A 12,701-nucleotide genomic window follows, 5' to 3' on the forward strand; every position below is an offset into this window, starting at 1 on the left:
AGCAAGTCAGTGCGCACACAACGACTTGTTAATGGAATATCTTTTTTTAAGGTTCATGATGAACGAAAAACACTACGCCGAACATCCGCTGGTAAAAACAAAAATTATTGCCACGGTCGGACCCGCTTCCGATTCGCGGGAAATGCTGCAGAAACTGATTATTGCCGGCGTGGATCTGTTTCGTCTGAACTTTGCCCACGGCAAACATGAATGGCTGTCGGAGATTGTGAAAAACATCCACGAGATCTCGGCTGAAATGGAAAAGCCGATTGGAATTTTAGGCGATCTGTCCGGCCCTAAGATTCGCCTGGGTGTACTCCCGGGTGATGAAATCACGTGTCGACAGGACATGCGCTTCCGCTTTATACAGGGATTGGATAGCGATAATCCACAGGAATTGACGTGCACTTACGAATCGCTCATCGGCGACCTGCGCGTGGGTGATCCCGTTCTGCTGGCAGACGGAATGGTCGCCATGCGGGTGGTTGAGAAATCAGCCGATGATGAATTTGTTGAGTGCGTGGTGGAACGGGAAGGGATTATCCGCAGTAAGCAGGGAGTAAATCTGCCCGGCGTGCAGTTGAGTACCCCCTGCCTGACAGAGAAGGATCTGAGCGATCTGGCTTGGGCTGTCGAACACGGCCTGGATTACATCGGCCTCAGTTTTGTGCGTTCCGCCGACGATATCAGACAGCTGAAAGAAGAGATTGAGAAGCTGAATCCGGAAGACGCGCCGCATGTCGTCGCCAAGATTGAAAAAATCGAAGCGGTCAGTGATATCGAACAGATACTCAAGTTGACCGATGCCGTCATGGTGGCACGTGGCGATCTGGGTGTGGAAGTCGATATCGAACGTGTGCCCATCATCCAGAAACGGATCATTCATCTCTGCAATCAATATCGCGTCCCTGTGATTACTGCCACGCAGATGCTGGACAGCATGCAGTTCAACACATTCCCGACCCGGGCAGAAGCCAGCGATGTAGCCAATGCGGTGCTGGACGGCAGCGATGCCGTGATGCTTTCGGGTGAAACGGCCGTGGGTGTGAGTCCACTGGCAGCGGTAGAAATGATGAGCCGCATCGTCCGCGAGGCGGCCCGCATTCTGTCTTCCAATCTGCATTCCGAAGAAGCCACCAGTAACCGTCGACTGTATGCCCGCGAAGTGACGGAAGCCGTGACGATGGGCGCCGGAATCACTGCGGAAAAACTCGACGCCGATCTGATGGTGACCTGCACCCATGAAGGTAAAACGGCAATGGCGTTATCGAAACAGAGACGAACCGTCCCGACGGTCGCACTGACTGATCGACCGGCAACGGCGCGGCGGATGACTTTATACTGGGGTGTGACTTCACTTTTGACCGATGTCGTCGAAAAGTCGCCGTCCAAAATCCTGGCGTTTATCGCCAGTTACGGCAAAAAACATGGTTTTCTGACAACGGGGAGCCAGATTGTCCTGATCTCCGGAACCGACTGGACCTCACAGGGACACGACATGCTTTTGGTCCATGAAGTGAAATAATTTGATCTGTTCAAACCTTGAGGCCATCATGAATATCTCACGCAGTCTGCTTGCGCTCGTACTCAGTTTCAGTTTCATATCGCAGCAGGGCTTCGGTGATGACTGGCCGCAATGGGGAGGACCAGGGCACGATCTGGTCTGGCGCGAAACCGGAATCGTCAAAACTCTACCCACGTCCGGTGTACTGCCCCGCGTCTGGTCCACGCCCATCGGTGAAGGTTACGCGGGACCGGCGGTCGCTGAAGTGAATTCCCGCTGGTGCGTGTTTGTAACCGATCGCATTTTCAAACAACGGGTCAGCTTTGAACGCGTTTTATGTCTTGATGCAGAGTCCGGAAAAATCATCTGGAAATATGAGTATCCGGTCGAGTACTCCGTCAGCTATCCGGCGGGTCCCCGTTCAACACCCGTTATTAACGATGGTCGCGTCTATACTGTTGGAGCGCAGGGACATCTGCTCTGCCTGGATGCGCAAAACGGTAACATTCTCTGGAGTAAGAATTTTGTTGCCGAATTTGGAACACGACTCCCGACCTGGGGCATGGTCGCTTCGCCGCTGGTCGAGGGAGAGCAACTCATCACCCTGGTCGGAGGCCAGCAGAATTCGCTGATTGTCAGTTTTGACAGGAAGACCGGAAAAGAGCTGTGGCGTTCGCTGGAAGATGCAGCCGTGGGATACGCGCCTCCCGTCATCTTTGAATTTGGCGGCCGGCGGGAATTGATCGTCTGGCATCCGACGGCGGTTTCGGCGATCAATCCCGAGAATGGGAAACTGATCTGGGAAGTCCCGTATGGCGTGCGCTATGGACTGAGCATTGCCACACCGCGCAAGGCAGGAAACCGGTTGTTTGTGGCCAGCTTTTATAATGGTCCGCGAATGATCGAAGTTTCGCCGGATGGCAGTCAGGCAAAAATCATCTGGGCAGGCAAAAGTGACAGCGAAATCAATACCGATGGGCTGCATCCAATGATGATGACGCCGGTCTTCAACGGAAAGAACATTTATGGCGTCGACAGTTACGGACAGTTAAGAGGCCTGGATGCGAGTAATGGAAAACGACTGTGGGAAACTGAACAGGCCACAGGCAAAGGCCGCTGGTGGAATGCATTTATCATTCCCCATGAAGACCGTTACTTTCTGCACAACGAACAGGGGGATCTGATCATCGCGAATCTGACTCCCGCGGGTTACGAAGAACTGAGCCGGGCCAGACTGATCGAACCGACGCGGCGGGTCCAGCGGCGAATGACGATCTGGTCACATCCTGCGTTCGCAATGAAAAGTGTATTCGCCCGCAACGACAAAGAAATCATTCGCGTCGATTTGTCTGCGAAATAATAGACACTTTTGTATCATTCAGCAGAATTCGTGCTGGTCCTCTCTCTGAGCTGTATTCTGGAAAATCCGCTGATACCCCGCCGGTTTCCCTGAAATCATCGTAACCGTTTCAGCAAATACACGGTCTATCAACGGTCTGAACTGAATCACTGCCGGTTCAGCGTCGTCGGGGACGGTGGGCTTCCGGGTGATGCTTCAGCCATTGGTCCGGCAGCAGTTCTTCCAGACGATCGGCGGCGTGATCGGTGATCCGTGCCAACACATCGCGCAGATAGGCAAACGGTTCTACCTCGTTTGCTTTGCAACTGGCCATCAGACTGTAGTGCACGGCGGCGGCTTGGCCGCCCCGGTCACTGCCGACGAACAGATAATTCTTCCGGCCGATAGCACAGGGACGCAAGGTGCGTTCGGCCAGATTGTTGTCAATCGACAGAATGCCCTCTGCACAATACCGCGTAAACCCGGACCAGCGGCTTAACAGATATTGCATCGCGACTGCCACCGGACTTTTCGGTAACAGACTGCGCGCGGTTTCCGTCAACCAGTCGCAAAACGTTTCCAAAATCGGTAACGCCTTGTCCTGTCGCAACTGTCGGCGGTGTTGCCACCAGCGTTCACAGTCCGCCGGCTGTGACAGATCCAATTTCAATTCGCCGGCTTCCCGTTCAATCGCGTATAACTGCTGGATAAACAATAATGCCCGGTGTGCGGCTTCCGGCTGCACGGTCCGCGCATCGTAAAACTTGCGTCGCGCATGTGCCCAACATAAAACCTGATGAATTCTGCCCGAGCGGTACAGCTCTTCGTAGCCGGCATACGCGTCAGCCTGCAGATAACCGCGAAAGTGTTTTAAAAACGCCTGGGGACCGGCGCGTTCCCGGTTCGGGGTGAAATCATAGACCGAATACGGGTGCGCGGCATCGCCGCAGTAAACCCAGAACCGGCCGGTCCGCGTGCGGGAAAGCCGTTGGTCCTGGACGGGAATCGTTGTATCGTCCGTATGCACGACACTGGATTGCAGAACGCGACTTTTCATCAGATCAGTCAGCGGTTGCAGTAATTCCGCAGTTTCCAGTACCCAGCGGCTCATCGTGCTTCGCGAAAGCTGTACGCCATTCCGGCTGAGAATGGATTCATGACGATACAGGGGGAGATGATCTGAGTATTTCCCCACCAGGATCGTCGAGAGCAAGCCGGGGCCGGCGAAGCTTTTGGCAATCGGCCGGGCAGGAACTGGAGCCAGCGCCACATGCTCTTCACACTCCCGGCACGCGTATTTGAAACGTACGTGCTCGATTACTTTCAGGCTGGCAGGTATGAATTCCAGCTGTTCGTGGCTGATTTCTCCGATCCGCTGTCGCGTCTGATTACAGCAGGGACAGAGTTTTTCCGATTCGGTCAGGTCATGTTCTACCCGTTCCCGGGGCAGATGATCGGGCAGCTTGTTACGGCCACCACCATGACGGCGATGTGCGGAAACCGCCGTGGGAGGAGGTTCATCGTCCTCGGGGTCGGTAGCTTCCTCGGCAGCCTCGGGTTCGTCAAACAGGCTCATTTGATTGGGAGCGATCTTTTCGGAACGAGCGCCAAAGCGTTGTCGCAGCAGCCGCTCAATGAAATGTTTGAGCTGCTCGACTTCCCGCTGTTGCTCTCCCACGGTCTCACCCAGCTGGTGAATCATGTCGTGACAGGACTGGACGTCGCTCGGCAGTGAAGATCGTTTCTGGTTCATGTCCCACGTCTTAACATAATCGTTGTCAGGCGGGAACTGTTTTTTTATTAAGTCGATACTTTTTGCGAAATCTGATAGCGTTTTCTGCGCTGCACGCTGGTCAGGTCGATGCCCTGCAGCAGTAGCGCCAGATCGGTAGATTTAAGAGATAGGCCGTGTGTGCCTTCCGGGCCGGAGAGACGCTGGTACGTGCCCGCTTCCAGGCGTTTGTACCAGATAGCCAGGCCATCGTGGTCCCAGTAGAGCAGCTTGATTCGATCCTGTTTTTTGTTGAGAAATACAAACAGTCCCCCGTCGAGTACGTTTTGCTGTAGGTAGGCTTCGGTCATCCGCATCAGCCCGTCAAAACTTTTACGCATATCAGTGGGCACCGTGCAGAAATAAATTCGGGCCGGGAGATTCAGCATGCGCGCTGCTCCAGCGCGGCGAGCACGGTTTCGAGCGTGGTTTGATCACAGCCGTTTCCAACGCGAACGGTGGTGCCGTGTGAGAACACGATTTCAATCGGTGTGGGAAGCGGCTGGCGAGGGACCTCGATGGGCAGGAAGGATGTTGCAACTGTGTTCTCGGCATCGCGTTTTTTCAGCTCCCGCCGCCAGTAGTGGTAAGTTGGTTCGCTCAATCCCTCACGCTCACAGAAGGCACGGATCGAAAGTCCGGACTGCAGCCTGTCTGAAATTGTTTGTCGCCAGAACGCTTCGCGGTCCGGGTTCCGCCGCTGATCGGCACGTTGTGTTGGCTGGGATATGGGCATCGCATTCGCTCCTGAATATGCTGGGGTTGAAACACATTCAGAATACGATACACGTCAAGGTGTATTTCGTGGGCCGGTTACAAATCATCGGTATGTATCTCATTTGTGTGATTCCGTTTAGCACTTTTCTTTCTCGAAAAGATTCCCCAAAAACGGCTCTGCTGCTCTGATTTGTTGTTGCCAGAACATAAGCCGTGGTTTATATTCTTAGTATTACTTATTAAGAATTATTAATTACTTTCCCCCCACGATCCACCACCGGGCTCCAGGCTCCCCACTGCATACCTTCCCAAGACACCAGACATGACAGGGAAATCCACTGGACTCTCCAGCATGTGATAATGATTTTATTTCCTTCCTTGCAACCACTCCTTTAATGAAGAGGCATCCTATGAACTCGCCAAACAAATCAAAACGAGGATTTACCTTAATTGAGCTGCTGGTCGTTATCGCTATTATCGCCATTCTGATCGCGCTGTTACTTCCTGCAGTGCAACAGGCCCGGGAAGCGGCAAGGCGGAGCACCTGTAAAAATAACATGAAGCAGATCGGACTCGCATTACATAATTATCACGAAACTTACAGTGCATTTCCCGTTGGCGCTCTTCATGGTAACCGTCCCAACTGGCGCTATGGCTTACTCCCCAGTATGGATCAGGCCCCTCTTTTCAATCAGTTGAATGTTTCCGGTCACTGGGCTTCCGGCTGTAATTCCTCGAGCTCATACGGCCAACAGGCCAGCAATACGAATCTGATTATTGTCGGAATGAAAATTCCTGTCTTTCAGTGTCCTTCCAGTCCACTGGACCCGAACAATCCCTCAGGCAGCATGTGCAATTACGATCGACTGCAGTGCCATGATTATGTCGGCATCAGCGGGGCAACCCCTGACCCCGCCGGTCGCTCCAATGTCTGTTCTACCGCTGCTGATTATGGCGTGTATTGCAATAACGGATTACTGGTCCCCGGCAAGAACTATCGTTTTCGCGATGTAACAGACGGCACATCGAACACGATCATCGTTGCAGAACAATCCGGAAGCGTTTCCGGAAATGACTGGCGTACCAACTATCATGGCGGCTGGCGCGGCTGGTCTTCTTCAGGCGATGTTGTAACCCGAACCGGTGCGCATCACGTGGCAGGTGTGACCACGGTTGCCTTTTCCATCAACGCGAAATCAGGCCAGGCCGGCGGCAGTACAGTCCCCCGCTCAAACAGTGCCTACTCCGGAAATACGATTCTCAACTCCTATCACACCGGCGGAATTCATGTACTGCTGGCAGATGGAGGTGTCCGCTTTGTCTCCGAGAATCTTGACTTTCTGACGCTGCGACAACTTTGTGTCCGTGATGATGGACAGGTCATCGGAGAATTCTAGAACGCGTCGCATTTAACCATAGCGTCTCCCTGGCTGACAGAATATGCTCCTGCAGACCAGGGACGCTGTTATGATCGAGGCGTCAGTTTGAAACACCATTCATCAGCACACTCATCACTTCTCTGCCGCCAGCACGCATCAGAGAGCGATGAACGATGTGTAATAACACCAGGTACAGTTGGCTAAGGTATTCATCATGAAGTCGAGTTTAAAATATTGCTGCGTTCTCTTGGGATTTGTGTTATTGGTTGCAGGATGCGGGGGGGAGCCAGAAATTCCCACGGGTCAGGTCCAAGGCACTGTGAGCTATGATGGTGCGCCTGTCACGGAGGGAGTCATCTCTTTTTATTCCTCCGAATTGGGCGTCGGCGCTTCGGCAGATCTCACAGAGGAAGGACTTTACTCTATTACGGATTCATTAAAAACGGGAACCTACGCTGTAACAATCCTCCCGCCTCCCGAAGCCCCTCCCCAGGATGCCATCCCGGTCTCAACCAAAAAAGAGTATAAAAACATTCCACTGAAATATCGTGATCCGAAAAAAAGCGAATTAACCGTCGATATCAGTGAAGGAGATAACTCGTTTGACGTAAATATGACGAATTAGGCTATTCCCATTTTTACTGTAGCGGCTCCTGGACCATTTGTACCGAGAATCACAGATCAGGAGACGCGATGCTTGATGATACGCAATCTAGATTCACCAGTACAGTAAATCCTGATTGATGCCGAACACCTGGGACTTCCGGGAAAACTCAGTAAGATCATTCCAGAAATTAAAAATCTTGCGGGCAAACGGCGGCGGTGGCGAATCAGGCTGGAATTGGTGAGTGGTTATTATATGATGAGGAATAAATCCCTTCCCGCGCTCACATAGCTGTGCGCGGGTTCTGCCTCTAACTTAAAGAACCACTATTATGTCGTCGGATCATTTTGCACCGCCTCAGGATCGATCCCAGGAAGTTCAGATTCCCCTGGGCCCCCTGAAAGAACTGCTAGTCAAGCTGTTTGTTCGCATGGGGATGTTTGAGGTCGAAGCGGAAATCGCTGCCGACCGGTTGATTGAAGCCGACCTGCGCGGCATTCATTCGCACGGCAGTCGTACAGCCGAACGCTATCTGGATTCGATGGACATGGGTGACATCGACCCCCGGGCCCAGATTCTGACCCTGAAAGAAACGCCGGCCATCGCAGTCCTGGACGGCAGCAAGTCGATGGGACACGTCGCAGCGACTCGGGCGATGGAACTGGCGATTAAAAAAGCGGGGGAAGTCGGCACGGGAACGGTTGTTGTTAAAAACAGCCATCATTTTGGAGCTGCCGCCGTGTATGTTCTAATGGCAGTGAAAGCAGGCATGATCGGATACTGCACTACCAACACAGGCAGAGCCACTGTGGCCGCCCACGGGAGTACGCAGGGCGCCACCGCCAACAATGCGATTGCCTGGGGCGTGCCGACACGTGAAGGCGCACCATTTGTCCTGGATATGGCCTGCGCAAAAACATCCTGGGGTAAACTGGAAACGCAGGCCATGTATGGTCTGCCGGTCCCCCCCGGCTATGCCCTGGACAACGAAGGTAAAGAAACGACCGACTCTTCGACTGTCAAAACCCTGCTGCCCGCAGCCGGTCCACGCGGTTATGGTCTGGCGATGGTCAGTTCAATTCTGACAGGCGCACTGGCCGGCGGGAAACTGCCGATCAATAAAACCAAACCGCCGGAAATCGAAGGCTCAGAACATTTCTTCTATGTGATCGACCTGAAACAATTTGTTGAGGAAGAGCATTTCCATGCTGAGCTGGATTCCGCGATTAAAGCGATTCATCAGCTGAGTACGGTCAACGAAAATGAGCCGGTCCGTCTGCCGGGAGAACTGGAATGGGAACAGACTCAGCGTTCCTTAAGTGAAGGACTGCTGGTACACCGCGACCATGCAAATCTGCTGAAGGAGCTGGCAGAGCGAGTTCGTTTCGACGTCCCCTGGTAAAACGGCGATTGACATTTTTCCCAGACTAATTTGAGGTTGAACTGATGTCTGCTTCACGACAGATCTATTTACTGCTGGCTCTCTCTGCCTGCTGTTTGTTGACAATGGCGTCTCCGCTCCATGCGGGAAAATATAATCCCGTACTGGACGCAGGTGATAAAGCGCCGACCTGGGACAAGCTGCCGGCGACGGATGGCAAATCGTACTCGAGTGCTTCTTTTCAGGATAAAGAGGTACTGGTCATCGCCTTCACCTGTAACAGCTGCCCTTATGCAGTGGATTATGAAGGTCGTCTCAACCAGTTGGCACAAAAGTATTCTGCCAAAGATTCTCCCGTGGCTGTGATCGCCGTGAATGTGAATCTGGTTCCCGCGGACAGCCTGGAAAAAATGAAAGAACAGGCGGCGGAAAAGAAATTCGTGTTTCCCTATCTGTTTGATGAAAGTCAGAAAATCGGGCAGGAATTCGGCGCCACACGGACACCGGAGTTTTTCGTATTAAACAAAGAGCGCAAGGTGATCTACATGGGCGCCATGGATGATTCCACCGATGCCAGTAAAGTCAAACAGGACTACGTTTCAGAGGCCATTGCAGCAGCGCTAAACGGGAAACAGCCGAAAACGTCGGAAACCATTGCGATCGGCTGTAATGTTCGTTACAAACGCATTCGCAGAAAAAAATGAATTCCCATTCTCTCCCGACCTCGATAACAGTTTCCCTATGACAAAAATCAATCAGATACACATTCAGGACTGCATCGCAGGCATGCAGGAACTGGAAGCGGAGTCGATCGATCTGGCATTTGCGGATCCTCCGTTCAACATCGGTTACGAATACGATCAGTACGAAGATCGGCTGGAGAGTGAACAGTATCTGGACTGGTGCAATCTCTGGCTGAAAGAAGTAGTAAGGCTGTTGAAGCCGGACGGCACATTCTGGCTGGCGATTGGGGATGAGTACGCCGCTGAGCTGAAAGTCATGATGCAGCGTGAACTGGGACTGACCTGTCGCAGCTGGGTGATCTGGTATTATACCTTTGGTGTGAACTGCAAAAACAAATTCAGCCGCTCACATGCACACCTGTTTTATATGGTAAAAGATCCAAAGCAGTTTACTTTCAATGCAGACGATCCGGCAATTCGTATTCCCTCTGCGCGACAGTTGGTCTACGGCGATAAACGTGCCAATCCGAAAGGCCGCCTGCCCGACGACACCTGGATCTTAAGGCCACAAGACATCCCCGAGAGTTTCCAGTCGGAGGAAGATACGTGGTACTTCCCCCGGATCAACGGGACGTTTAAAGAGCGACAGGGCTGGCATGGTTGCCAGATGCCCGAGCAACTGCTGGGACGAATTATTCGTGCCTGTTCTCATCCTGAAGAAGTTGTACTCGATCCCTTTTCGGGGAGTGGCACTACGCTGGCGGTTGCGAAGAAACTGGAGCGACAGTTTGTGGGCTTCGAACTTTCCGAAGAGTATGGTGCGCGGGCGCAGCAGCGACTGGCTGAGATCAAGCCCGGTCAGCCTCTGGACGGCACAGAAAACCCCCTGGTCAGTGCACCGACGACGAAAAATGGAAGACGTCTGAAAGACCGTCAGCAGAAATCATCCACATCCAAACAGGCCTCTCCCCGCAAATAAGACTCATCCCAGGGCGGATACTCCATCGGACTCTTTCCTGTCTGATTGGCTTTTCGCTATTGTTTCTGCCAACGGGGTCGTCCCCCCTGCATCCCTCTCTCGGAGTCGGCTCTTCGCTTTTCTGCCTGTCCCGCGGCATGAAAGATGCGTTTTTATGTAATTCACTCGAATTGAACTGAATTCGCACTTCAAATCCCTAAATTGTTTCCTGAACACCACATTGGTTCGATGCAACCGTTGCAAAAAAGAAACAGCGAGCCGGTTTTTGGACCTTCATTTCGCTGGTGGGATAAAAAGGATCGAATCAGTAGTGCAATTCAGTTAAAATAATCAGATCCATACTCTCTTTTTCATTGTCAGGATTGTAACAGTCATCGTGGCAAACTTTATCACCTCACTGACAAATCGAATTCGTGGTTTTCTGCTGACGGGCGAAAATGAAGTACCAGCTCTCTGGTGGGACATGATCGACCAGATCCAGAGCCTGCGGGACGCATACCATTCGCAGACTGATTCCCAGCTGTTTGATGAATGGCATTCCCTGCGTTACCGTGTTCAAAGTGGAGAATCACTGACGAATCTTCTACCGGAAGCATTTGCCATTGTCAGCGAACAGATGCAGCGGCACCTGGGGCTTACACCTTATCCAGTACAATATCTTGGTGCTTTCGCGATGCACGATGGTGCCATCGCTGAGATGCAGACCGGGGAAGGTAAAACTCTGACGGCGGCGCTGACACTCTGCCTGAATGCCTTACCCGAAGCAGGCATCCATATCGCGACGGCCAATGATTATCTGGCAGAACGCGATGCAGCCTGGCTGAGCCCCGTATATCACTCGCTGGGGATGACCGTGGGAGTGATCACTTCCAACTCATCTTCTGTCGAACGTCGTGATGCTTACGATTGTGACATCACTTATGGCACCGCGCGGGAATTCGGGTTTGATTACCTGCGCGATCTATTGAGTATTCCCGGCCAGAAAATGTCGATCAACACACGCCGCCAGCAGTTATTCGGGCGACAGAACGACAAAACAGCGAAGCTGCTGGTCAATCCGCGTGCACCCTATATGGTCATCATCGACGAAGCCGACAGTATTCTGATTGATGAAGCGCGAACGCCTCTGATTATCGGTCAGCAGGACAGTCGGGAAGAACGACAGATGAAGAGCGTCTGTCAATGGGGGGCTGCGCATGCATCGCGATTGACGGAAAACGAACACTACACCGACCATGGACCACAAAAGGGAATGGAACTGACAGAAGCAGGTCGACGTCTCGTCCGGGAAATGCTGATGCAGGAGGCTGCCCCCTCGTCGTTGGACACGGGTACCGCCTATCTTGCTTCTGAACGGGCACTGCGCGTGCAGAACTATTTCCATAATGGACGCGAATATGTCGTCCGGGATGGAAAGGTGTCAATCGTCGATGAATTCACCGGGCGTATCGCGGAAGGACGGATGTGGCAGAACGGGATCCACCAGGCAATTGAAGCCAAAGAAGGGCTGGAAATTACCACTCCCACCAAGGTCGGCGCCCAAACGACCGTGCAGGAACTGTTTGCCCGCTATCCTCGGATGGCAGGTATGACGGGTACTGCCGAATCCGCAGCCAGCGAACTGAAAAAAGTCTTCTCGACTCCCGTCATCAGCATTCCCACCAATCGCCCCTCCCGCCGTGAACTGTACCCGGAACAGATTTTTCTGACCGCGGAAGAAAAGTGGAACGCCATCGTACAGGAAACGACAGACATGCATCGCCAGGGCAGACCCGTCCTGATTGGAACACGCTCGGTGAATCTGTCGAATGAGCTTTCTGCACTGCTGCTGCAGGCCGGACTGGAGCATGAAGTACTCCATGCCTTAAATCATGAGAATGAGGCGGCTATTATCAAAGAGGCAGGCCAGCCGGGCCGGATCACTGTTGCGACCAACATGGCGGGACGCGGGACGGATATCCTGCTGGGTGAAGGTGTTTCCGAACGCGGTGGGCTGCATGTCATCTGTTCCGAGTTCCATGAATCGGCGCGAATTGACCGGCAGCTAACGGGCCGGGCCGCACGCCAGGGAGATCCGGGCAGTGCACGGGTTTTTCTTTCACTGGAAGATGACATTCTGAAGAACGGTCTGATACCAGAAGATTTCTCAGAATTTGTTGCAAAGTACAAAGCTGGCAATCTGGATCAGAAATCCTTACTGCGTGCATTTTACCAGGCACAGCGACGTATTGAAAAACGCCATGAACAGCAGCGAATTGAACTGGTCAAACGAATCCAGGAACGCCGCGAGATGCTGCATAAAATGGGGCAGCATGCGAACCTGGATGCACTTTAAGAATGAACT

General features: G+C 52.8%; 11 protein-coding genes. 8 read left to right on the top strand and 3 right to left on the bottom strand.

The annotated features are described in order from the left end of the window. The first annotated feature begins 58 nt into the window (after window positions 1–58). Both pyk and GmarT_RS27745 read left to right on the top strand, forming a co-directional pair. Entirely contained in the window at window positions 59–1,525 is a 1,467-nt protein-coding gene (pyk, locus tag GmarT_RS27740; protein WP_149303907.1) for a pyruvate kinase, read from the top strand. A 28-nt stretch (window positions 1,526–1,553) separates the two neighbouring features. Next, window positions 1,554–2,864 carry a PQQ-binding-like beta-propeller repeat protein gene (locus GmarT_RS27745; protein WP_002645451.1) on the top strand — a complete coding sequence of 437 codons (1,311 nt, stop codon included), beginning with the start codon at window positions 1,554–1,556 and terminating at the stop codon, window positions 2,862–2,864. A gap of 157 nt (window positions 2,865–3,021) precedes the next feature. Here GmarT_RS27745 and tnpC read toward each other — a convergent pair whose 3' ends face one another. From tnpC to tnpA, 3 genes are read right to left on the bottom strand one after another with little or no spacing between them, the layout of a single operon-like run. Next, complete coding sequence (gene tnpC / locus GmarT_RS27750) at window positions 3,022–4,596, bottom strand: IS66 family transposase (RefSeq protein WP_044237008.1); 1,575 nt, start codon at window positions 4,594–4,596, stop codon at window positions 3,022–3,024. 47 nt (window positions 4,597–4,643) lie between these two features. Beyond that, window positions 4,644–5,003, bottom strand: a complete 360-nt coding sequence (gene tnpB, locus GmarT_RS27755; protein ID WP_002645298.1) for an IS66 family insertion sequence element accessory protein TnpB — start codon at window positions 5,001–5,003, stop codon at window positions 4,644–4,646. Continuing rightward, a complete protein-coding gene (tnpA, locus tag GmarT_RS27760) occupies window positions 4,997–5,350 on the bottom strand; it encodes an IS66 family insertion sequence element accessory protein TnpA (protein ID WP_002645297.1) in 354 nt (117 codons plus the stop codon). The genes tnpB and tnpA overlap by 7 nt, the downstream gene beginning before the upstream one ends. Window positions 5,351–5,741: 391 nt before the next feature. On the opposite strand from tnpA, the gene GmarT_RS27765 reads away from it, so the two are divergent. The 6 genes from GmarT_RS27765 to GmarT_RS27790 all read left to right on the top strand — a co-directional run bounded on the left by GmarT_RS27765 (window position 5,742) and on the right by GmarT_RS27790 (window position 12,692). Beyond that, window positions 5,742–6,728 carry a DUF1559 domain-containing protein gene (locus GmarT_RS27765; RefSeq protein WP_002645450.1) on the top strand — a complete coding sequence of 329 codons (987 nt, stop codon included), beginning with the start codon at window positions 5,742–5,744 and terminating at the stop codon, window positions 6,726–6,728. A 196-nt stretch (window positions 6,729–6,924) separates the two neighbouring features. Next, the gene (locus GmarT_RS27770) at window positions 6,925–7,335 is read left to right on the top strand and encodes a hypothetical protein (protein WP_197994266.1); all 411 of its coding nucleotides are present in this window, start codon (window positions 6,925–6,927) and stop codon (window positions 7,333–7,335) included. Between the two features lie 310 nt (window positions 7,336–7,645). Then, window positions 7,646–8,716 carry an Ldh family oxidoreductase gene (locus GmarT_RS27775; RefSeq protein WP_002645448.1) on the top strand — a complete coding sequence of 357 codons (1,071 nt, stop codon included), beginning with the start codon at window positions 7,646–7,648 and terminating at the stop codon, window positions 8,714–8,716. A gap of 44 nt (window positions 8,717–8,760) precedes the next feature. Then, window positions 8,761–9,399 (top strand): thioredoxin family protein, encoded by a 639-nt coding sequence (locus GmarT_RS27780; RefSeq protein ID WP_002645447.1) that lies wholly within the window; start codon window positions 8,761–8,763, stop codon window positions 9,397–9,399. A 37-nt stretch (window positions 9,400–9,436) separates the two neighbouring features. Beyond that, window positions 9,437–10,357, top strand: a complete 921-nt coding sequence (locus GmarT_RS27785) for a DNA-methyltransferase (RefSeq protein WP_002645446.1) — start codon at window positions 9,437–9,439, stop codon at window positions 10,355–10,357. A 376-nt stretch (window positions 10,358–10,733) separates the two neighbouring features. Next, entirely contained in the window at window positions 10,734–12,692 is a 1,959-nt protein-coding gene (locus GmarT_RS27790; RefSeq protein WP_002645445.1) for a preprotein translocase subunit SecA, read from the top strand. Window positions 12,693–12,701 lie beyond the last annotated feature (9 nt).

This window comes from Gimesia maris (assembly GCF_008298035.1).
In the GTDB taxonomy this organism is placed as follows: Bacteria; Planctomycetota; Planctomycetia; order Planctomycetales; family Planctomycetaceae; genus Gimesia; species Gimesia maris.

Bases quoted from the DNA above. Each gene is read 5' to 3' on its own strand.
- pyk (WP_149303907.1), top strand. From the start codon at position 59: ATGAACGAAAAACACTACGCCGAACATCCGCTGGTAAAAACAAAAATT.
- GmarT_RS27770 (WP_197994266.1), top strand. From the start codon at position 6,925: ATGAAGTCGAGTTTAAAATATTGCTGCGTTCTCTTGGGATTTGTGTTA.
- tnpB (WP_002645298.1), bottom strand. From the start codon at position 5,003: ATGCTGAATCTCCCGGCCCGAATTTATTTCTGCACGGTGCCCACTGAT.
- tnpC (WP_044237008.1), bottom strand. From the start codon at position 4,596: ATGAACCAGAAACGATCTTCACTGCCGAGCGACGTCCAGTCCTGTCAC.
- GmarT_RS27780 (WP_002645447.1), top strand. From the start codon at position 8,761: ATGTCTGCTTCACGACAGATCTATTTACTGCTGGCTCTCTCTGCCTGC.
- GmarT_RS27785 (WP_002645446.1), top strand. From the start codon at position 9,437: ATGACAAAAATCAATCAGATACACATTCAGGACTGCATCGCAGGCATG.
- tnpA (WP_002645297.1), bottom strand. From the start codon at position 5,350: ATGCCCATATCCCAGCCAACACAACGTGCCGATCAGCGGCGGAACCCG.
- GmarT_RS27765 (WP_002645450.1), top strand. From the start codon at position 5,742: ATGAACTCGCCAAACAAATCAAAACGAGGATTTACCTTAATTGAGCTG.
- GmarT_RS27775 (WP_002645448.1), top strand. From the start codon at position 7,646: ATGTCGTCGGATCATTTTGCACCGCCTCAGGATCGATCCCAGGAAGTT.
- GmarT_RS27745 (WP_002645451.1), top strand. From the start codon at position 1,554: ATGAATATCTCACGCAGTCTGCTTGCGCTCGTACTCAGTTTCAGTTTC.